15 protein-coding genes are annotated in these 20697 nt (G+C 63.9%); 10 read left to right on the forward strand and 5 right to left on the reverse strand.

The features are described from left to right. The first annotated feature begins 248 nt into the window (after nucleotides 1-248). Nucleotides 249-2873 carry an alanine--tRNA ligase gene (gene alaS, locus LMG28727_RS24815; protein WP_201644947.1) on the forward strand — a complete coding sequence of 875 codons (2625 nt, stop codon included), beginning with the start codon at nucleotides 249-251 and terminating at the stop codon, nucleotides 2871-2873. A gap of 195 nt (nucleotides 2874-3068) precedes the next feature. Here alaS and LMG28727_RS24820 read toward each other — a convergent pair whose 3' ends face one another. Further along, the gene (locus tag LMG28727_RS24820; RefSeq protein ID WP_201644948.1) at nucleotides 3069-4007 is read right to left on the reverse strand and encodes a LysR substrate-binding domain-containing protein; all 939 of its coding nucleotides are present in this window, start codon (nucleotides 4005-4007) and stop codon (nucleotides 3069-3071) included. A 128-nt stretch (nucleotides 4008-4135) separates the two neighbouring features. Here LMG28727_RS24820 and LMG28727_RS24825 point away from each other — a divergent pair, with 128 nt between their 5' ends. The 9 genes from LMG28727_RS24825 (at nucleotide 4136) to LMG28727_RS24865 (ending at nucleotide 14850) form a co-directional block, all read left to right on the forward strand. Further along, on the forward strand, nucleotides 4136-5509 hold the full coding sequence (locus LMG28727_RS24825) for a YbfB/YjiJ family MFS transporter (RefSeq protein ID WP_201644949.1): 1374 nt from the start codon (nucleotides 4136-4138) through the stop codon (nucleotides 5507-5509). 439 nt (nucleotides 5510-5948) lie between these two features. Beyond that, a complete protein-coding gene (locus LMG28727_RS24830) occupies nucleotides 5949-6980 on the forward strand; it encodes a threonine aldolase family protein (RefSeq protein ID WP_201644950.1) in 1032 nt (343 codons plus the stop codon). A 217-nt stretch (nucleotides 6981-7197) separates the two neighbouring features. After that, nucleotides 7198-7728: an NUDIX domain-containing protein gene (locus tag LMG28727_RS24835; protein WP_201644951.1), complete on the forward strand. Its 531-nt coding sequence runs from the start codon at nucleotides 7198-7200 to the stop codon at nucleotides 7726-7728. Between the two features lie 228 nt (nucleotides 7729-7956). Next, nucleotides 7957-8406, forward strand: coding sequence for an acyl-CoA thioesterase (locus tag LMG28727_RS24840; RefSeq protein WP_201644952.1), 450 nt, complete (start codon nucleotides 7957-7959; stop codon nucleotides 8404-8406). A 4-nt stretch (nucleotides 8407-8410) separates the two neighbouring features. After that, nucleotides 8411-9349, forward strand: coding sequence for a branched-chain amino acid ABC transporter permease (locus LMG28727_RS24845; RefSeq protein ID WP_201644953.1), 939 nt, complete (start codon nucleotides 8411-8413; stop codon nucleotides 9347-9349). Then, nucleotides 9336-10616, forward strand: a complete 1281-nt coding sequence (locus LMG28727_RS24850; protein ID WP_201644954.1) for a branched-chain amino acid ABC transporter permease — start codon at nucleotides 9336-9338, stop codon at nucleotides 10614-10616. The genes LMG28727_RS24845 and LMG28727_RS24850 overlap by 14 nt, the downstream gene beginning before the upstream one ends. Further along, nucleotides 10613-11425 (forward strand): ABC transporter ATP-binding protein, encoded by an 813-nt coding sequence (locus LMG28727_RS24855; RefSeq protein ID WP_201644955.1) that lies wholly within the window; start codon nucleotides 10613-10615, stop codon nucleotides 11423-11425. Before LMG28727_RS24850 ends, LMG28727_RS24855 begins: the two co-directional genes overlap by 4 nt. Then, nucleotides 11422-12135: an ABC transporter ATP-binding protein gene (locus tag LMG28727_RS24860; protein WP_201644956.1), complete on the forward strand. Its 714-nt coding sequence runs from the start codon at nucleotides 11422-11424 to the stop codon at nucleotides 12133-12135. The genes LMG28727_RS24855 and LMG28727_RS24860 overlap by 4 nt, the downstream gene beginning before the upstream one ends. A 507-nt stretch (nucleotides 12136-12642) precedes the next feature. Further along, nucleotides 12643-14850 carry a hypothetical protein gene (locus LMG28727_RS24865; protein ID WP_201644978.1) on the forward strand — a complete coding sequence of 736 codons (2208 nt, stop codon included), beginning with the start codon at nucleotides 12643-12645 and terminating at the stop codon, nucleotides 14848-14850. 81 nt (nucleotides 14851-14931) lie between these two features. Here LMG28727_RS24865 and iolB read toward each other — a convergent pair whose 3' ends face one another. From iolB to LMG28727_RS24885, 4 genes are read right to left on the reverse strand one after another with little or no spacing between them, the layout of a single operon-like run. Continuing rightward, a complete protein-coding gene (iolB, locus tag LMG28727_RS24870; RefSeq protein ID WP_201644957.1) occupies nucleotides 14932-15732 on the reverse strand; it encodes a 5-deoxy-glucuronate isomerase in 801 nt (266 codons plus the stop codon). Next, on the reverse strand, nucleotides 15729-16655 hold the full coding sequence (iolE, locus tag LMG28727_RS24875; RefSeq protein ID WP_201644958.1) for a myo-inosose-2 dehydratase: 927 nt from the start codon (nucleotides 16653-16655) through the stop codon (nucleotides 15729-15731). Before iolE ends, iolB begins: the two co-directional genes overlap by 4 nt. A 10-nt stretch (nucleotides 16656-16665) precedes the next feature. Beyond that, the gene (iolD, locus tag LMG28727_RS24880) at nucleotides 16666-18639 is read right to left on the reverse strand and encodes a 3D-(3,5/4)-trihydroxycyclohexane-1,2-dione acylhydrolase (decyclizing) (protein WP_201644959.1); all 1974 of its coding nucleotides are present in this window, start codon (nucleotides 18637-18639) and stop codon (nucleotides 16666-16668) included. After that, nucleotides 18636-20672 carry a bifunctional 5-dehydro-2-deoxygluconokinase/5-dehydro-2-deoxyphosphogluconate aldolase gene (locus tag LMG28727_RS24885; protein WP_201644960.1) on the reverse strand — a complete coding sequence of 679 codons (2037 nt, stop codon included), beginning with the start codon at nucleotides 20670-20672 and terminating at the stop codon, nucleotides 18636-18638. The genes iolD and LMG28727_RS24885 overlap by 4 nt, the downstream gene beginning before the upstream one ends. Nucleotides 20673-20697 lie beyond the last annotated feature (25 nt).

Raw genomic sequence — 20697 nt, forward strand, 5'->3', positions numbered from 1 at the left:
AGGCGCAGTGCAATGTCGCGGTTGCACGCTCGGATCTGGCTTAGCCTGTCCGAGTTTGACCGGGTCTTTCTAAGTGACCGGCGCAACGCACGTGAGAAGCGACCCCGGTCAAACCTGGCCGAACGGCGAACACTTTGGGGCGCTGCCGCGCACGCCCGCCGATCCCGTATAATCAGTCGTTTAAGAAACAAACAGTTGGCGCATCCCAAGATGCCGCCGGTAACAGCCAGGACCGTCCCCCGCACGCTATGAAAGCCGCCGAAATCCGCGAGAAATTCCTCAAGTTCTTCGAATCGAAGGGCCATACGATCGTTCGCTCGTCGAGCCTTGTGCCCGGCAACGACCCGACGCTGCTCTTCACCAATTCGGGAATGGTGCAGTTCAAAGATGTGTTCCTCGGCGCGGAATCGCGTCCGTATTCGCGTGCTACCACCGCGCAGCGCAGCGTGCGCGCGGGCGGCAAGCACAACGACCTGGAAAACGTCGGCTACACCGCGCGTCACCACACGTTCTTCGAAATGCTGGGCAACTTCTCGTTCGGCGACTACTTCAAGCGCGACGCGATCCACTACGCGTGGGAGTTGCTGACGGGCGTGTACCAGCTGCCGAAAGACAAGCTGTGGGTCACCGTCTACCACGAAGACGACGAAGCGCACGACATCTGGGCGAAGGAAGTGGGCGTGCCGGTCGAGCGCATCATCCGCATCGGCGACAACAAGGGCGCGCGCTACGCGTCGGACAACTTCTGGCAGATGGCCGATGTCGGCCCGTGCGGCCCGTGCTCCGAAATCTTCTACGACCACGGCCCGGACGTGTGGGGTGGTCCTCCGGGGTCGCCTGAAGAAGACGGCGACCGCTACATCGAGATCTGGAATCTCGTGTTCATGCAGTTCAGCCGCGACGCCCAAGGCAACATGACGCCGCTGCCCAAGCAGTGCGTCGACACCGGCATGGGTCTGGAGCGTATCGCAGCCGTGCTGCAGCACGTGCACAGCAACTACGAGATCGACCTGTTCCAGGCACTCATCAAGGCTGCGGGCCGTGAAACCGGCGTCAGCGATCTGACCAACAACTCGCTGAAGGTGATCGCCGATCACATCCGCGCATGCTCGTTCCTGATCGTCGACGGCGTGATTCCGGGCAACGAAGGCCGCGGCTACGTGCTGCGCCGTATCGTGCGCCGCGCGATCCGTCATGGTTACAAGCTGGGCAAGAAGGGTTCGTTCTTCCACCGCATGGTGCCCGACCTCGTCGCGCAAATGGGCGACGCGTACCCGGAACTGAAAGACGCCGAGCAACGCGTCACCGACGTGCTGCGTCAGGAAGAAGAGCGCTTCTTCGAGACCATCGAGCACGGCATGTCGATTCTCGAAGCCGCGCTGGCCGATCTCGAAGCGAAGGGCGGCAAGACGCTCGACGGCGAACTCGCATTCAAACTGCACGACACGTACGGCTTCCCGCTGGATCTGACGGCAGACGTTTGCCGTGAGCGCGAAGTGACGGTCGACGAAGCCGCGTTCGACGAAGCAATGGCCCGTCAGCGCGAGCAGGCTCGCGCCGCAGGCAAGTTCAAGATGGCGCAAGGCCTCGAATACTCGGGCGCGAAGACCACGTTCCACGGCTACGAAGAAGTCGTGTTCGACGACGCGAAAGTGATCGCGCTGTATGTGGACGGCGCATCGGTGCAGGAAGTGCGTGACGGCCAGCAGGCTGTCGTCGTGCTCGACCACACGCCGTTCTACGCGGAATCGGGCGGCCAGGTCGGCGACCAGGGTGTGCTGGCTAATGCGAGCGTGCGCTTCGCAGTGTCCGATACGCTGAAGGTGCAGGCCGACGTTGTCGGTCATCACGGCACGCTCGAGCAGGGCACGCTAAAGGTCGGCGACGTGGTCAAGGCGGAAATCGACGCGGTGCGCCGCGCTCGCACGCAACGCAATCACTCGGCCACGCACCTGATGCATAAGGCGCTGCGCGAAGTGCTCGGCACCCACGTGCAGCAGAAGGGCTCGCTGGTCGACGCTGACAAGACCCGTTTCGACTTCGCGCACAACTCGCCGATGACGGACGAACAGATCCGTCGCGTCGAAGAAATCGTCAATGCAGAAGTGCTGGCGAACGCGCCGGGCATCGTGCGCGTGATGCCGTTCGACGAAGCGGTGAAGGGCGGCGCGATGGCGCTGTTCGGTGAAAAGTACGGCGACGAAGTGCGCGTGCTCGACCTCGGCTTCTCGCGTGAATTGTGCGGCGGTACGCACGTGCATCGCACCGGCGACATCGGTCTGTTCAAGATCGTGATGGAAGGCGGCGTGGCCGCGGGCATTCGTCGCGTGGAAGCGATTACCGGCGACAACGCCGTGCGCTTCGTGCAGGACCTCGACGCACGTATCAATGCGGCGGCGGCTGTACTGAAGGCGCAACCGTCGGAGCTGACGCAGCGCATTAGCCAGGTGCAGGATCAGGTGAAGTCGCTGGAAAAGGAACTGAGCGCGTTGAAGTCGAAGATGGCTTCGAGTCAAGGCGACGAGCTGGCTGGTCATGCGGTTGAAGTCGCTGGCGTGCACGTGCTGGCGGCGACGCTGGAAGGTGCGGACGTCAAGACGCTGCGTGAAACGGTCGACAAGCTGAAGGACAAGCTGAAGAGCGCGGCCATCGTGCTGGCGGCGGTCGAAGGCGGCAAGGTTAGCCTGATCGCCGGTGTGACTGCTGACGCGAGCAAGAAGGTCAAGGCCGGTGAACTGGTCAACTTTGTCGCGCAACAAGTGGGCGGCAAGGGCGGCGGCCGGCCGGATATGGCTCAGGCTGGCGGCACCGAGCCGGCCAATCTGCCTGCTGCACTGGCAGGCGTTAAGGCCTGGGTCGAAGCCCAGCTTTGATTCGCGCTTGATCAGCGCTTGATTCAAGGCTGCTCAGACCCACCCGGGTCTGAGCAAGTCTGATGAGGCCACGTGCTGCGCCTGAAGTCTTGGCGTAGCACGTGGCCTTAGTTTATTGCGATGTCGAATTGAGCTCGTGACGGGACGAGAATCGCGGGCATGGCCAGACCGCGTTTTCCATTTCGGCGCGCTCAGTCAGGCAACGTTCGCATTCACAGTCGCGTCCACACCTGCAGCAACTTCTCCGTTGGACGAATTCCCCGCGTCGTCCGGTGCCATCAGCGTTTTCTTCAACGCATTGAGCGCGGAAGAAAAATGCCCGCGTCGCCAGACGAGCAACGTCTCGATCACTCCGATATCGGGCAACTCGTGGACCGTGATGTTGTTGGCATCGGTTTGCAAATTGAGCACCGAGCGCGGTGCCACCGCGACCCCGGCGCCCGCCGCCACGCATGCGACGATCGCGTGATACGAGCCAAGCTCCAGCACCCGCGCCGGCCGCACGCCGTGCTCCAGATACCACTTCTCGATATACGCGCGGTAAGCGCAACCCTGTTCGAACGCGATCAGCGTGGTGAGCGCAACGTCGCGCACTTCTCGAATTGGCCGGTGGCCGCGTGGCGTGAGCATCACCAATTCTTCCCGAAATACCGGCACCGTCTCAAACAGGTCGCCGAGCGACGCCGGATCGAGCGGCGTAGCCAGCAAAGCGGCATCCACCTCGAACTCGCGCACCCGCTCGATCAGTTTGCCGGTCGTGCCGGTCTCGAGCTCCAGCGCGACGGCTGGCCACTGCTGGTGATAGCGCGCAAGCAGGCTGGGCAGGCGTGTGGCTGCGACGCTTTCCATCGTGCCCAACCGCAGGCGCCCGCTCGGGCGATCTTCGCGCACCGCGTGACGCGCCTCGTCGGCGAGCGCAAGCAGACGTTCGGCGTAAGGCAGCAGCGTTTCGCCGGCCGGCGTTAGCACGAGCCGCCGGCCATCACGGATGAACAGGTCCGTGCCGAGTTGCTCTTCAAGCTGCTTGATGCGCGTCGTGACATTCGATTGCACGCGATTGAGCTTGGCGGCAGCGCGCGTCACGCCGTTTTCCCGCACGACAGCGCGAAAGATAGTCAGGGCGGCCAGATCCATGGTTCTCTCCTGGCGATGGTTGATATCCTAATTATTCATTTTTCGTGATCGTTCGGTCAAGCTAATATGGGTTGAGTCCACATTAACCAGGTCAACGGGCCGCGTTACAGCCCTAAATCGACATGCTCATGAACGATCTCGCCTCCCACGCGCCCGATGCCGCCGTTGACCGTCACGCTCGCCGCGCAGCGCTTGCCTGCATGGTGACGCTTGCCGTTGCCCTTGGTATCGGGCGTTTCGCTTTCACGCCGCTGTTACCGCTGATGCTCCACGGTGCGGCCCTCGGCCAGCCGCAACTCGACATCCAGCACGGCGGCTGGCTGGCGTCGTTCAATTACGCGGGCTATTTTGTCGGCGCGGTCGGATGTGCTGCGTTGCGGATCGACCCGGCGCGGATGGTGCGCGCCGGGCTGGTCGCGACGGTTTTGTTGACGCTGGCAATGGGCGTCACGAACCAGTTCTGGGTGTGGGCGGCCGTGCGTTTCGTCGCCGGCGCGGCCAGTGCGTGGACCTTCGTGTTTGCGTCGCAGTGGGGGTTGCGGCGGCTCGCCGAACTTGGCGCGCATGGGTGGGGCGGTGTGATTTATACGGGGCCAGGGGTGGGCATCGTGGGAACCGGGTTGCTGGTGAGCGTCGCGGGCGGATATGGTGCGACGATGGGGTGGATCGGCTTTGGGCTGATAGCGCTGGTTCTGTCGGCCGTAGTCTGGCCGATCTTCAGGGACTTGCCTGCCGCTGACCCGGGGCGACCGGCCCGTCGTGTGGGCGTCGGACATTCCGCGGCGCCGGTCGGCGTGCGTGCCGGGAGTGAGTCCGGTGACAGCGTGCGCTCGAACGCGCAGTCGGCGGCCCACGCCTCTACGACCGGCGACGCCGACGCGCGGATCCACGTTCAAGCACAGAATCCCGCTGCCCAGCGCGTCGACGCGTTCTGGCTCGTCCTGCTCTACGGCATTCCGGGCTTCGGCTACATCATTACCGCGACGTTCCTGCCGGTCATCGCGCGCCACGCGCTGCCGGGCTCGGCGTGGCCCGACCTGTTCTGGCCGATGTTCGGCGCGGCGCTGATAGTCGGCGCATTGCTGGCGGCGCGGCTGCCAGGACATTGGGACAACCGGACGCTGCTCGCTGGCTGCTACGTGCTGCAAGCGTGTGGCATCGCATCCGGGATTATCTGGCCGACGGCGGGCGGGTTTTCGATCGGCAGCGTCCTGATCGGTTTGCCTTTTACCGCGATCACGCTGTTCGCCATGCGCGAGGCACGGCGTCTGCGTGGCGACAATGCCGCTGGGTTGATGGGTTTCGCGACGGCAGCCTATGGCGTGGGTCAGATTGTGGGGCCACTCGTCGCTGCGCCGATCGCTGAACATACCGGGTCGTTTTCGCCGGCATTGTGGCTTGCGGCGGGAGCGCTGGTGCTGGGGGCAGCGGGTTTGGTCGTGGTGGCCATGGCGCCGCGCGGTCGAGGACGTAGCCGGATGCCCGATTGCGGCTGCAACTAACCGCCCTTGGCGGACGGTGCCGCGAGCTTGGGCTAAAGGGCGGCTCGGTCGATAAAGGCTTCGCTGGGACCGTCAATATAGGGCGGTCCCCGGCGAAGCCTCAAGCGGAAGCCTGAACCCGAAGGCCTCAACCCGAAGCCTTAACCCGAAGCCTCAAGCGGAAGCCTCCACCCGAAGCCTGCACCCGAAGCCTGCACCCGAAGCCTGCACCCGAAGCCTCAACCCGACGCCCCCAACCCGACGCCCCCAACCCGAAGCCCCCAACCCGAAGCCCCCAACCCGAAGCCTCAACCCGACGCCCCCAACCCAAAGCCCCCAACCCAAAGCCCTCAACCCAAAGCCCTTAACCCAAAGCCCCCAACCCAAATCCCCCGCAGCCGCACTAAAATAGCCGCTTCCCGTCACCACAGCGCGTCCATCGTCCAACGCGCCGCCCGCCATGCAACACTTCGCGTCCGACAACTACGCCGGCATCTGCCCCGAAGCGCTCCAGGCGCTGATCGCCGCCAATAACAGCGGCCACGAGCCAGCCTATGGCGACGACTCGTGGACCAATCAGGTGTGCGACCGTCTGCGCGATCTGTTTCAGACCGACTGCGAAGTGTTCTTCGTATTCAACGGCACGGCGGCGAACTCGCTGGCGCTCGCGTCGCTGTGTCAGTCGTATCACTCGGTCATCTGCCACGAACTCGCCCATATCGAAACCGACGAATGCGGCGGCCCCGAATTCTTCTCCGGCGGTTCGAAACTGCTGACCGCGCCTGGCATCGGCGGCAAACTCACGCCGGACGCGATCGAAGCCGTCGTCACGCGCCGCGCCGATATCCATTACCCGAAACCCAAAGTCGTCACGCTGACGCAATCGACGGAAGTCGGCACGGTCTACAGCGTCGAGGAAGTGCGGGCGATCGCGGCGATTGCCAGGCGACGTCATCTGAAAGTGCATATGGACGGCGCGCGTTTCGCGAATGCGGTTGCCGCGCTAGACGTGCATCCGTCCGAAATCACGTGGCGCGCGGGCGTTGACGTGCTGTGCTTCGGCGGCACCAAGAACGGTTTGCCAGTCGGCGAAGCCGTGGTGTTTTTCGACCGCTCACTCGCGGACGATTTCGCGTACCGTCTGAAGCAGGCCGGTCAACTGGCGTCGAAAATGCGCTTCATTTCCGCACCGTGGCTGGGTCTGCTCGATAACGACGTGTGGCTGCGCAACGCGCGTCATGCGAACGCCATGGCCGAATTGTTGCAAACGCGGTTGCAGGAAATTCCCGGCGTCAGCATCATGTTTCCGCGCGAGTCGAACGCGGTCTTTGCGCAGTTGCCCGCGCCAGCGGCCAGCGCGATGCGCGCGCGGGGCTGGAAGTTTTACGAGTTCATTGGTGCAGGCGGTTGCCGGCTGATGTGCGCATGGGACACGCAGCCGGCGACAGTCGAGCGTTTTGCAGCCGACGTGCGCGAGTTGTGCGCGGCGTGATACGGCTGTAACGGGACAGCAACGAGCAATGCGCGCGATGACCTAACGGTTGAACGCAAAGGCAATAGCGAATAGCGCGCAGGACGCGGTGACCGGCAGGACGCTCGCCGACATCCCGAGCCCCAACCCCGCAAGGCTCCGCTGCCTTCCTCGCTCAACTCGATCCCGACCCGCAGATGCCCCTTCCCACACAAGATAAAAGAGACATCCTCACCCCATGACCGACTACCGATTTTGTCCCCGTTGCGCTACGCCGCTGACCCAACGCGCCGACCCCGAACACGAAGGCGGACGGATTCGCCAGAGTTGTCCCGATCCCGCCTGCGGTTATGTCCACTGGGACAATCCGCTGCCGGTGGTGGCAGCGATCGTCGAATACGAGGGCAAGATTCTGCTGGCGCGTAACGCCGCGTGGCCTGAAGGCATGTTCGCGCTGATTACCGGCTTCCTCGAAAATGGCGAGACGCCGGAAGAGGGCATCGCTCGCGAGGTGCGCGAGGAAACGTCACTGCACGCGGAATCGGTCGAGTTGATCGGCGTGTACGAATTTATCCGCAAGAACGAACTGATCATCGCGTATCACGTGAAAGCGAACGGCACGATTGCGCTGTCGCCGGAATTGCTCGAATACCGGCTGGTCGAGCCGGCCAGCTTGCGTCCATGGCGCGCGGGCACCGGTCAGGCGCTTGGGGAATGGATGCGGCGGCGCGGCTTGCCGTTTGAATTCGTCGAGAGGCCCGGGCAGTAGGCGCATCGGCGATCAGCAAATGCGTCGATACGCTGTTGCCTTCGCCGTCCTCGGAATGGAGCGCGCCACGGCGAATTTTTCCGTCTGCCGACCGTGTCGCAGCGAAGCACGCATGCCGGGCATTGTTACGGCGAGTACGGCAGCCGGACCATCGGCAAAGCGCTGCACCCGGTCACGATGTCCGCGCACGGCAACCTCAATCTCAACCTAACCTCACACCCTGCCACGATGAGCAAACCCGCCCCCGCCGAGCGCAGCGCGTATCCGCATTTCCTGCCCATCACGACCCGCTGGATGGACAACGATGTCTACGGTCACGTGAACAACGTCATCTACTACAGCTATTTCGACACCGTGGTGAACGAGTATCTGGTCCGCGCGGGCGTGCTGGATTTCGAGCACGGGGCGACGATCGGGCTCGTCGTCGAGACGCATTGCAACTACTTCGCACCGCTCGTCTTTCCCGACCGGATCGAAGCGGGCTTGCGGGTGGTGCGGCTCGGCACGACGAGCGTGCGTTACGAAGTCGGGCTATTCAGGGAGGGCAGCGACCAACCCGCTGCGCAAGGGCATTTTGTGCACGTGTACGTCGATCGCGCGACGCGGCGTCCCGTGAGTCTGCCGGACAATCTGCGCGCGGCGCTACAGCCGCTCGCCGTCGACATGTGGACGGAATAAGCGCGTGCAGTCGTTCGTCATCAATCTGCTGAACGGTGTCAGCTACGGGCTGCTGCTGTTCATGCTGTCGGCGGGATTGACGCTGATTTTCAGCATGCTCGGCGTGCTGAATTTCGCGCATGCGAGTTTCTACATGCTCGGCGCTTACGTCGGTTTCTCGGTTGCCGCGCATGCGGGATTCTGGAGTGCGCTGGTGATCGCGCCGCTCGTCGTCGGCCTGATCGGCGCGGCGCTCGAGCGCTGGCTGTTACGTCGCGTGCGCGTGCACGGCCATTTGCCGGAGTTGCTGCTGACCTTCGGCGCGGCTTATCTGTTAGGCGAACTGGTCAAGCTCGGCTGGGGCTTGAACCCGCTTTCCGCGAGCATCCCGCCGGTGCTCGACGGGCCGCTGTTCACGCTCTACGGTGCGGCTTTTGCCCGCTACCGGGCGTTCATGATGGCGGTGTCACTGGCGATGCTGGTGGTGTTGTACGCGGTGTTGCGGGTGTCGAAAGCGGGCTTGATCGTGCGGGCCGCGCTGACGCACGCGAGCGCCGTCGAAGCACTCGGGCACAACGTGCCGCGTGTTTTTACCGGCGTCTTCGCGGCGGGCACGGCGCTCGCCGCGCTCGCCGGCGTGATCGGCGCGCCGCTGTTCGTCATCGAGCCGTCAATGGCGGAGTCGCTCGGCTCGATCGTATTCGTGGTGGTCGTGATTGGCGGGCTGGGTTCGCTGAGCGGGGCGCTCGTCGCGTCGTTGCTGGTCGGCTGTGTGCAGACCCTCGCGGTGGCGAGCGATGTGTCGCTGGGCGACGTGCTGTCGGCGGCCGGCGCAACGGCGCCGCCCGAGTGGGACGCGCTGACGCTCGCGCAAGTCGCGCCGCTGATTCCGTATCTGCTGCTGGTGGGAATGCTGGCGTTACGTCCGCGCGGTCTCTTTGGGCGGCGCGATGAACCTGTTTAAGGGGCGCGGGGCGTCTGGAGCGCGTGCGCTCATCCCGTGGCTCGCGCTGACGATCTTCCTCGTCCTGCCGCCGTTTATCTGGCCGCAAAGCTGGCTGCTCGCCTATCTCGCGCAGAGCGCGACGATGATCGTGTTCGCGCTGTCGTACAACCTGCTGCTCGGCGAAACGGGTTTGCTGTCGTTCGGACATGCGATGTATGCCGGACTCGGCGCGCTGATCGCCGCGCAGGTGTTCAACCGGATCGGCGTGCCGCTCGTGTGGCTACCGTTGATCGGTGGAATCGGCGGCGCGCTGTGCGGCGTGCCGTTCGGTTTCATCTCGACGCGGCGCGCCGGTACCGCTTTCGCGATGATCACGCTCGGCCTGGGCGAACTCGTGGTGGCGGCTTCGTGGGCGCTGCCCGACTGGTTCGGCGGCGAAGCGGGGGTCGCGATCGATCGCGCGAGGGGTGGGTGGTCAGGAAGCTGGAGCTTCGGCCCGGCGCGCGAGGCTTATGCGCTCATCGCTTGCTGGTGTCTGCTGGCCAGCGTGGCGATGTTCGGTCTATCGCGCACGCCGTTCATGCGCGTTGCCAATGCCGTGCGCGACAACCCGGTGCGAGCGGCGGCAATTGGCTGCTATCCGCGGCGCGTCCGTTATGGCGTGGTGGTGTTGTCGGCGTTTTTTGCGGGCGTCGCGGGGACGCTGGGGTTGATCAATCTCGAACTGGTATCGACGGAAAGTGTCAGCATGATGCGCTCGGGCTCGGTGCTGATCGCGACAGTCATCGGCGGGACGGGCGCGTTTTTCGGGCCGGTGGCGGGTGCGGTCGTGCTGACGTTTTTCAGCGTCGCGGTGGCGAGCGTGACACGGGCCTGGCTGTTCTATCTGGGCCTGTTCTTCGTGGTGGTCGTGGTGGCATCGCCGGATGGACTGGCCGGTTTCATACAGCGTCATACGGCCCAGCTTGCAACCCACGGCTGGCGCAGATGCCGCGCCGCTTATCTATGGGGCGCGGCGGCCACCTCGCTGTGGATCGCGGCCGTCGTGCTGGCGGTGCAATGGGCCTACGCCGCGCAATTCGGCGCGGACGACGGCACGGGTTTGAACGTGACGGGTGTGCCGCTGGCCATGGCCACCTCGCCACTTTGGCTGGGCGTTGCGCTGACGGCGCTGGCAGCCTTGGGCGCACTCTGCGCGCATGCCGCCGTGCGTGCGCGGGCGAAGCTCGCGAATCGCACTCACCACGTCGACTCCGCGGCATCCACCGGAGGAGCTGCGCCATGATCCCCGCGCTCGCCCTCTACGGCGTCGAAAAGCGCTTCGGCGCCACGCAGATTCTGCGTGGCGTCACTCTGTCGATCGAACCCGGCGAGCGCCACGCGCTGATCGGACCGAACGGCGCGGGCAAGTCGACGATCTTCAATCTGATCGCCGGCGCCGCGCGTCCCAACGCGGGACGCATCGATCTGTTCGGTGCTGAAATCACGCGCCTGCCGCCCGCTGCGATCACCCGTCGCGGTCTCGCGCGCAGTTTCCAGAGCACCAGCGTATTCGCGCGCTTGAGCGTGTTCGACAACCTGCGCTGTGCGGCGATGCTGGCCGAGCGCGACCGCCTGCGCTGGTGGCAGCGCTTCAGCGGATCGCGCCCGGTCGACGCACGCGCCGAACAGGTGCTCGACGCGGTGGGCCTGAGCGCACGGCGCGACGTTCTGGCGGGCACGCTCAGCTATGCCGGGCAACGCGCGCTCGACCTCGGCATCGCGCTGGCGGGCGGCGCACACACGTTGCTACTGGACGAACCGACCGCCGGCATGAATCGCGCGGAAGCGGCGCATGCCATCGAGCTGATTCGCGAGGCCACTGCGGGCCGTACGCTGCTGATGGTCGAGCACGACATGGACGCGGTGTTCTCCATCGCCGATCGCATTTCGGTGCTGGTGCAAGGGCGCATCATCGCAACCGGGACACCGGCCGCGATTCGTGCCGATGCGGCGGTGCGCGCCGCGTATCTTGGCGATGGCTTTGGCGCAGCACCCGCCAATCCATCAGCCAGTGCACCAGGCAAGCCACCCGCCAAAGGGTTCAGCACATGACCGCGTTGCTCGACATCCGCGAACTGAACGCATGGTATGGCGCGAGCCAGGTGCTGCATGGGTTGACGCTGCATATCGACGCTGGCGAAGCGCTGGCGCTGGTCGGGCGTAACGGCTCCGGCCGCTCGACGCTGGCGCGCGCGATCATGGGCCTCGTGCGCAGCGATGGCAGCCTGCGCTTCGCGGGCCGTTCGCTGGCGGGTCTGCGTACCTTCGAGATCGCCCGTCTTGGGCTTGGCTACGTCCCTGAGCATCGCGATGTATTTCCGGCGCTGAGCGTCTACGAAAATCTGCAGCTCGGGCTGGCGCCGCGAACGCGCGGCCGCATCCCTCGCTTCACGATCGACGACGCCTATGCGCTGTTTCCGGTACTCGGCGAGCGCAAGCGCACCCGTGCCGGAGTGCTGTCGGGCGGCGAGCAGCAGATGTTGACGCTGGCGCGCGCGCTGCTCGGCGATCCCGATCTGTTGGTGATCGACGAACCTGGTGAAGGCCTCGCGAGTCAGGTGATGGAACAGGTCGCCGGCTGTCTGCGGGTGCTGCGTGAGCGCGGCGGCGCGATTCTGCTGATCGAACAGCGCCTCGTGATCGCGCAGGCGATTGCCAGTCGCGTCGCCGTCATGGGTCACGGCGAGATCGTGTATGAAGGCGACCTCGCGTCGTTCCGGGCACGCACTGACGTGCTGAACGAATGGCTCGGCGTAGGTTGATCAGCGTGGTGGGCGTGCGCGCTTTTATTGCATTGCCGCATGCCGACGGTGAGCCGCAGCGCGGCCCGCGTTCCTCGCAAGACGCCGTGCCGCGTCGCCAACGCGTTTCCCCTACCGTTTGAATCTCATCTCCCGGCCACGCGCTCAAGCCCGATACATGCGGCTTGCCGACTACCCGGCCAAACGATTCAAACGCTTGATCGTTTGGTGAGCGCCCTCCAGAAATCTTGTCGGCAACGCGCTGACAAATCAACACAATCAGGGCAAAGGCGCGCAATGGTGGCTTGATGTTTCAAGCCCTCGTCTGCGTGACGAACCCTGCCGTGTCTGGCGCGCGCAAGACGCGTCGCGGCTTCAGGAGGAGACATCATGAAACGAAGGGCGAGGTTCGGTGAAAGGGCGGTGGACCGGCTTGACGCGTGGTCCCACTTGCATGGCTCGAACGACGATGCGGCGTATGCGCGCGATGACTGGCGGTCGCGATCTGGTGTCGGTGCTGCACTGCTGATGGCCGCGCTGCTGATGTCCGCTTGCGCCGACGCAAGTTCGACCACGGCGGATGCAACCGCAGCTTCGTCGACATCGACATCGGCATCGGCATCGTCAGGGGCCACAGCCGCGGTGGCGAACAGCGACGTGGCGACTAGCACCCCTTCGTCACAGCGCCCCGCGCTGGAAGCCGCCAAAGCCCGGCAACTCGCCGCCGAACACAATGTCGCCGCACGTGTGCCATCCGCTAGCGGCATGACCGAAAAGCGCGATCGTCCGCTGACGCTGCGCGATTCCGGCATCGACGGTTCGCTGATGTTCGCGCGCGACGTCGATTTTCGCGTGACCGGCGACATCGGCTTCCTGATTCACGACATGGCCGCGACGCTGACACCGTCGCATCCCGGCCAGCCGGTCGTATTCGACGATCCGACCAGCGTGACGATCAACGTACACCGAGGCGAAGTCACACTCGACAGCGCGAAACTCACGGCGATTTTCGATCGCTATCTGTTCCAGTATCAGGGCTCGCCGCTGCGCAACATGCGGGTCGTGCCGCAGGACGGCGGCACGTTGCGCATCACCGGGGAAATGCATCGCGACACGTGGGTGCCGATCGTGCTGGCCGGTTCACTGTCGATGCGCAATGCCGACGAACTCGTGTTTCACGCCGATCATGTCGAAGTGGCAGGCGTGGGGGCGGACAAGCTGATGCAGGCCGCACACGTGAAAATGGCCGATCTGCTGAAAGTGGACACACCGATTGCGCGGCTCGACGGCGACGATGTCGTGATGCAGGTGGCGAAACTCACGCCGCCGCCCGCGTTGCGCATGACCATCACGATGATCGACACGAGCGCCGCGGGCGTGCGCTTCACACTCGACGATCACACGGTGCCGAAGATCGACTGGCCTGCAACGATGCCCGCACGCGGGATGCTGGTGCAGGGCGGCGACGTCAAATTCATGCGCTCGATGCCGATGAACATCGACATGGCGCTCACGCCGATCGATAACGCCACGCCGTTCGTGCTGGACCTGTACCACTATCGCGATCAGATGGCGGCCGGCTATTTCACGTTCGACGAAGCCGGCGCGCTCGATGTGCATCTGCCGTCGTATCCCACGCTGGCTAGCGCGAGTGCCGGTGGATCGAAGGACGCATCGTTGCAAACGGGCAGCGCCAGCGCGCGCTTTAACGACAGCTTTATCCGCGAACAACAGGCGGCGCTCGCGCAGGCACGGCTGGTCTGGCAACACGTGCCGCAGACGATGCGCACGGCGTCGGTGGCACATGCCATTCCGGTCGGTACGCGGGCGGCGTTTTCCGGGCAGAGCGCCGCAATACCAGGTTCGGCGCTGACCGATGAACGTCATGTTTCAACGGCAGCGCCGTTGATTCACGTCGAGAACGTGGACTTCTACGTCGCGGGGCGCATAGGTTTTCACGTACGCTCACTGGACGCGCAGATGGTTCCGAAGCGGCCGGGTCAACCGGTCGATTTCGACGACCCCGATCAGTTCGATATACACATCATCGGCGGCGAGGTGGTGGAACCGTGGCCTGCCATGGCGGCGTTATTTAACGACTATCTGCTCGATTACGAGCCGCGCTCACTGAACGACCTGCAGTTGAAACCGGTGGACGGCAAACTGGAAGTGACCGGGGGAATCAAACTGTGGAATCACTTCCCCGGCGTCTGGCTGCCGACCACGATGAGCGGCACGATCGTCGCTGCAGACGAGCGGCATCTCGTGTATGAGCCGACTTCGGTCAAGGTGCTCGGCGTGCCCCAGGCGGGTCTGCTGCGCGCGTTGGATATTCCGTTGGCGTCGCTGACGCCTTTCACGCGCAAGGGTGTCGCGCTAAAGGGCAACGCGCTGGTGTTCGACCAGTACACGGTTTTCCCACCGCCGGTATTGCAAGGGCGCCTGGCAGGCGCGACGGTGACTGACGAAGGGCTCGTGTTGAAGTTCAAGCGCGATGCCGCGATTGCCACCGCGCGGCCACCGGCCAATGCGGGAAAAAGCTTCGTATGGATCGAATCCGGCGACGTGAAGATGTTCAACTCGCTGGTCACCAATACGCGCACTTATATCAGGGACAGTTCGAACCCGGGCGTGATGAAGTTCGATCTGTACGGATATCGCCGCGACGTATCGAAGGGGACGGTGCGAATGGGTGCGGACGGCGGCCTGAATGTCGATCTGGCGACGAGAAAGTAGAGGGCTCCTGCGCGGTGCTTGCGGACGTCGAAGGTCAAACGTCGAACATCGAGCGTTGAACGCACCGCGCAGGCCGTACCGTCAACCATCCTTATTAATGATCCATTCGTGCGCCGGATCGTTGTGAAAATGCCAGACCCGCTGTCCACCGGCCATCACGTTCAGGTAGTACGAGTCGTACCCATAAGGCACGACGACCGGATGATAGCCGCGCGGCACCATCACGACATCGTGGTTCTCGACGGCCATGGATTCGTCGATATCGCGCATATCGGTGTACACGCGCTGAAACGCAAACCCTTGCGGTGGATCGAGCCGATGATAGTAAGTCTCTTCGAGCGAGCTCTCGTGAGGCACGTTGTCGGTGTCGTGCTTATGCGGCGGATAACTCGAAGCGTGGCCGCCCGGCGTTCTCACTTCGACCACGAGCAGCGACTCCGCAGGCTCCGTTTGCGGAAGAATATCGCACACGTATCGCGTATTCAGGCCTTTGCCGCGGGCCGAGCGTTTCATTGAAGCGGGCTCGATCAGCCTCGCAGGATATTCGCCTTTCGCCGGCGCACTGGCGACGCCGATCTCCGCATCGCGACAGGCGCGCACGGTGACCTGCACGTTCGGCGGAAGATACACCGCATAGGGCGCGGCGTCCTCGAAGACGCTGTCACGCGAACCGAGCGAGGTCCACTTGGTGTCAGGCGTTTCGATATCCACGGCGCCGGTTAGCACGACAATGCACACCTCGCGCGACGGTTCGAACACATGCACCACTTCGCTGGTCTCCAACCGGTATGCCGCGAATCCCACATAACGCCAGCAAGCCGATTGCGGTGTCACTCGCGCGATCGTCTGGCCTTCGCGCTGCGCCTTGACCAATAAACTCATGCTGCCTCCTGCCGCGTAGTGTCGGCTGCGCCGAGTGGCGCATCGACCAGTGTCCGTAAAGTCCTGAAGCCTTTTAGCGCATATTCATACGATGGCGCGACAATCGGGTCCTGTTCCGCTTCGACCACCAGCCAGCCGCGATAACCGTGTCGCTTGAGCCGGTCGATGATTGCCGGGAAATTCACCGCGCCGTCGCCAGGCACCGTGAACGCACCTGCGATCACCGCGTCGAGAAAACTCCAGTTGCGATTGCGCGCCAGTTTCATCACAGCGGGACGTACGTCCTTGCAATGCACATGGCAGACCCGCGCGATATGTTTGTCGAGCATCACCAACGGATCGCCGCCGGCAAACGTAATGTGCCCGGCGTCGAACAGCAGGCCGACGGCATCGCTCGTGCGCGCCATCAATTGATCGACGTCGGCGGGTGTCTCCACATAGGCGCCCATATGATGATGGTACGCGAGCCGCACACCTCGGCTCAGCGTATAGCGCGCGAATTCATCGACACGTGCGGCGTAGCCGGCCCACTGCGCGTCGCTAAAAAAGCGCGGCCGTTGATAAAGCGGCTGCGGTGCGCCCTGGATCGAATCGGCAACTTCGCCATACACCATCGCCGTCGCGCCATTCTGCGCGAGCAGTTCGAGATGCGGCCCGACGGCCGCGATTTCCTCTTCCACGCTGCGTCGCGCGAGTTGTCCTGAATACCAGCCGGACACCAGCGCGAGATCGTATTGCGCAAGCAGTGTTTTCAATGCCTGCGGCTCGCGCGGAAACTTGTTGCCGAGTTCGAAGCCCTGATAGCCGATTTTGCGGCCTTCCGTCAATGCGACGTCGAGCGGCGTTTCACCGCCTAGCGAGGGCAGGTCGTCGTTCATCCACGATAGCGGATTGATACCGATACGTACGTCGAAAGCAGTCATGCGAGCGTCCTCATTCATGATCGGTAGGGGTGGCGTCATCGTTTAGCGCAGCCGGATCGGCGCGTGCCGCGAGTTGCGCATCGTATTTCGCGCGCGCATCGCGCACCGCATTGCGCGACGAGACTTCCGGTACCGCGACCTCCCACCACCAGCCGCCGTCGTCGGTGGTGCGGGCGGGGTCGGTATCGATGCTGATCACGTAGCTGCGATCGGCCGCGCGCGCGCGTTGCATCGCAGCTTCGAGTTCAGCGATATTCGCGACATGCTCGGCTTGCGCCCCCAACGCTCGCGCATGCGCGGCGAAATCGATCTTCGGGGCGCCGAGCGGCCCTTGCCGGCAATCGTCGAGCAGATTGTTGAACGGCGCGCCACCGCAGGCCTGCTGCAAACGGTTGATGCAGGCATAGCCGCGATTGTCGAGCACCACGACAATCAGCTTGGCGCCGAGCATCACCGAGGTCGCGATTTCGCTGTTCATCATCAGATAGCTGCCGTCGCCGAGCATCACGATCACTTCGCGCGAAGGCCGCGCGAGTTTCGCGCCGAGTCCGCCCGCAATCTCGTATCCCATGCACGAATAGCCGTATTCGACGTGATACGCGCCAGGTTTTCCCGCGCGCCATAGTTTGTGCAATTCGGCGGGTAACGTGCCCGCTGCGCACACGACGATGTCGTCCGTGGCGGAGCGCGCGCTCGAACGCTGCACTGCGCCGATCACATCGCCTTCATAGGGCAGCACGGATTCGCGTTGCGGCGCGTGCGTGAGCGTGCTCACCGTATCCCGCCAGCCGGCTGCGAGCTTGTGCGCACGGGCGGTCCACGTGCGGTCTGCATGCCATCCCTGCAGCGGATCGGCGAGCGCATCGAGCGCGAGCCGCGCGTCGGCTTCGACGATGAGTGCGCGATGTTTGAGACCGTCGAATGCATTCGCATTGATCGCGATCACATCGGCCTGGGTGAACAAGGTATTGGAGCCGGTGGTGAAGTCCTGCAAGCGGGTGCCGATTGCCAGCACGCAATCGGCGTCGTTCGCGAGCGCATTCGCGGCCGGCGAACCGGTGACGCCTAACGCACCCGCATTCAACGGATCGTTCCACGCGAGCGCACCTTTGCCTGCCTGGGTCTCGGCAACCGGTACGCCGTGCGCCGTCGCGAAGCGATGCAGCGCTTCGGTCGCGCGACCGTAGAGCACACCGCCGCCCGCGACGATCAACGGACGTTTGGCATGTCGCAGACGCGCGAACGCAGCATCGATTTCGTCGACCCGTGGCGCCGGCGCATGAAATCTGACGACGCGCGGCGCAAAGAAGTCGGCGGGAAAGTCGTACGCCTGAGCTTGCACGTCTTGCGGCAGCGCGAGCGTGACGGGCCCGCACATCGCGGCGTCGGTGAGGATGCGCAACGCGCGCGGCAGCGCGCTCAGCAGTTGCGCCGGGTGCACGATGCGGTCGAAATAGCGCGACACCGGTTTGAATGCGTCATTCGCGGAGACGCCGCCATCGTTGAAGTCCTCGACTTGCTGCAACACCGGATCGGGCGCACGCGACACGAAAATATCGCCGGGCAGCAGCAATACCGGCAAGCGGTTCACATGCGCGAGCGCGGCGGCGGTCAGCAGGTTCGTCGCACCGGGTCCGATAGACGTGGTCACCGCCATCATGCGCCTGCGGAAATTTGCCTTCGCGTACGCGATCGCACTGTGCGCCATCGCCTGTTCATTGTGAGCGCGCAGCGTGGGCAGTTCTTCGCGATGCTGATACAACGCTTCGCCCATGCCCGCGACATTGCCGTGGCCGAAGATCGCAAACACACCGCCGAAGAGCGACTCGGTGCTCTTGCCATCTTCGGTCGTGACACGCTGCGCGGCGAGATAGCGCACGAGTGCCTGAGCCGTGGTCAGGCGTACGGTGCCGCCGCTGGGGGGATGAGCGTCGCTCGCGTCGTTGGCGGACGCCGCATCGTGATGCATTACGCGCTGGTTCATGCCGCCTGCTCCTGATGAACATGACTCGGTGCGCCTGCCTGCGCGCTCGTGCCACGGGTTGCGCGCCATGACGCGATCAGCGTTTCGAACGTGCGCCGCACGCGGGCAATCAGTTCGTCGTCGTTGATGTCACCGGCGAGCCACGCATGACTGGGCTCGTGGAAGATCGTGCGGCCCACGGTGAAGCCACGGCAGGTCGCCGACTGCGCCGCCGCGCGAAAGCCGTCGTTCAACTGCTCGACGCCTGCCGACAAACCCAGTAGCACCACGCCCCGGCAATACGGATCACGCTCGGCGATCAGTGCGTCGATCGCTTGCCACTGTGCGGCTTCCATCGGTTCGAGCTTCCACCACTCGGGATAGATGCCGATGTTGTACAACCGCTTCAACGCGCGATAAACGATGTCGGGCGCCTGCGGCAAATGAGCATGTTTCGGCGGGATGACTTCCAGCAGTAATTCATGTCCGCTTGCCTGCGTCGCGTCGTAGAGCGTACGCAATTGCGCTTCCTGTTCGAGGCGCTGCTCGATGGGTTCGTCAGGGTGAAATTGCACGAGGCATTTGGCAATATGCTCTTGCGGCCATGCGATCAACGTCGTGCCGATCGAGCGCCCGTGATCGAACACCAGCGGCACCGAGCCCGGCAGTTCAACCGGGCGGCCGATCCACCAGCCACGGCCCGTCGCCGCATTCAACGCATCCTGGCCATAACGGTCGTCGATCAGTACGCCGATACGGTCTTGCAGATTCAACGCGCTTTCGGTCTGCGCAACGGCTTCGACAAACAGCCCCTTCAAACGCGCGATACGTGCGTCATCTGCGCCGGTTTGCTGCGCGAGTTCGAAGAACTGGTTGCGATGATCGAATGCGAAACCGAGTACTTCGTTCCATTGCTTGCGTGCCGGTGAAACGCGATGCAGTCGCGCGAGCGTGGCGTCGCGATCCGGGCGGCGCATACGCTGCGGATCGGCTTTTGCTTCGCGCAGGAAGTAGTCGAGTTCGGCGGGTGTCGGCATGGCCGGCGCGCAACCGTGGCGCGACACGACCAGTGCACCACTCGCATTCGCGGTCCGCGCGCAAGCTTCGAGCGACTGGTCGCGCAGCCAGCCGGACAGAAAGCCTGACGCAAATGCATCGCCTGCGCCGAGTACGTTGAGTACTTCGACTTCGACGCCACCTTGTACCGGTATGTCATCGAGTGACGCGGGCACGTCGCCGTCGATAATCTGGCAGCCCAACGGCCCGCGTTTGAGCACGAGCGTGGCGGGCGTGACGGCGCGCACGGCAGCGAGTGCATCGACTAATTCCGGCTTGCCGCCCGCAATACGAAACTCTTCTTCGGTGCCGATGACCAGATCGAACCAGGGCAGCATGCTATGCAAATGCGCGGTCACGCCTTCGCTCGCGACAAAGCGGGTCTCGCCATCCGCTTTGCCCGTGAGACCCCACAACACCGGCCGATAGTCGATATCGAGCACGGTGCGAACCTGATTGCGGCGCGCATAGTCGAGTGCGCGGCGGCTCGTGCGGTTCACCTGTTCGGTCGAGAAGTGCGTGCCGGTAATCAACAGCGCTTTCGACGACGCAATGTACGCTTCGTCGAAATCGGCTTCATCCACGGCCATGTCTGCGCAGTTTTCGCGGTAGAAGATCAGCGGAAAGGTATCGCGATCTTTCAGACCGAGTAGGACCAGAGCAGTCAGACGTTCCTGATCGACACGGACGTGGCTAACGTCACACCCCTCTTTAGTTAGCGTCTCGGTGAGAAAGCGGCCCATATGATCGTTGCCGACGCGCGCGAGCATTGCCGAAGCAAGTCCGAGCCGTGCGCAACCGAATGCAATATTCGCCGACGACCCGCCGAGATACTTCGCGAAGCTCGACACGTCTTCGAGCCGTGCGCCGACCTGCTGCGCGTACAGATCGACAGCAAGGCGGCCGAGGCAGACGATATCGCGGCTACGGCCCGGCGCGAAGCGACTGGCGGACGCCGATACCGACGCGGTCCCGCTGGATGTGCTGGAGTGATCCATGAATATTCCTGAATAGCTGAGCGTG

It is taken from the genome of Paraburkholderia metrosideri (assembly GCF_904848625.1).
In the GTDB taxonomy this organism is placed as follows: domain Bacteria; phylum Pseudomonadota; class Gammaproteobacteria; order Burkholderiales; family Burkholderiaceae; genus Paraburkholderia; species Paraburkholderia metrosideri.

Bases quoted from the DNA above. Each gene is read 5' to 3' on its own strand.
- alaS (WP_201644947.1), top strand. From the start codon at position 249: ATGAAAGCCGCCGAAATCCGCGAGAAATTCCTCAAGTTCTTCGAATCG.
- LMG28727_RS24820 (WP_201644948.1), bottom strand. From the start codon at position 4,007: ATGGATCTGGCCGCCCTGACTATCTTTCGCGCTGTCGTGCGGGAAAAC.
- LMG28727_RS24825 (WP_201644949.1), top strand. From the start codon at position 4,136: ATGAACGATCTCGCCTCCCACGCGCCCGATGCCGCCGTTGACCGTCAC.
- LMG28727_RS24830 (WP_201644950.1), top strand. From the start codon at position 5,949: ATGCAACACTTCGCGTCCGACAACTACGCCGGCATCTGCCCCGAAGCG.
- LMG28727_RS24835 (WP_201644951.1), top strand. From the start codon at position 7,198: ATGACCGACTACCGATTTTGTCCCCGTTGCGCTACGCCGCTGACCCAA.
- LMG28727_RS24840 (WP_201644952.1), top strand. From the start codon at position 7,957: ATGAGCAAACCCGCCCCCGCCGAGCGCAGCGCGTATCCGCATTTCCTG.
- LMG28727_RS24850 (WP_201644954.1), top strand. From the start codon at position 9,336: ATGAACCTGTTTAAGGGGCGCGGGGCGTCTGGAGCGCGTGCGCTCATC.
- LMG28727_RS24855 (WP_201644955.1), top strand. From the start codon at position 10,613: ATGATCCCCGCGCTCGCCCTCTACGGCGTCGAAAAGCGCTTCGGCGCC.
- LMG28727_RS24860 (WP_201644956.1), top strand. From the start codon at position 11,422: ATGACCGCGTTGCTCGACATCCGCGAACTGAACGCATGGTATGGCGCG.
- LMG28727_RS24865 (WP_201644978.1), top strand. From the start codon at position 12,643: ATGGCCGCGCTGCTGATGTCCGCTTGCGCCGACGCAAGTTCGACCACG.
- iolB (WP_201644957.1), bottom strand. From the start codon at position 15,732: ATGAGTTTATTGGTCAAGGCGCAGCGCGAAGGCCAGACGATCGCGCGA.
- iolE (WP_201644958.1), bottom strand. From the start codon at position 16,655: ATGACTGCTTTCGACGTACGTATCGGTATCAATCCGCTATCGTGGATG.
- iolD (WP_201644959.1), bottom strand. From the start codon at position 18,639: ATGAACCAGCGCGTAATGCATCACGATGCGGCGTCCGCCAACGACGCG.
- LMG28727_RS24885 (WP_201644960.1), bottom strand. From the start codon at position 20,672: ATGGATCACTCCAGCACATCCAGCGGGACCGCGTCGGTATCGGCGTCC.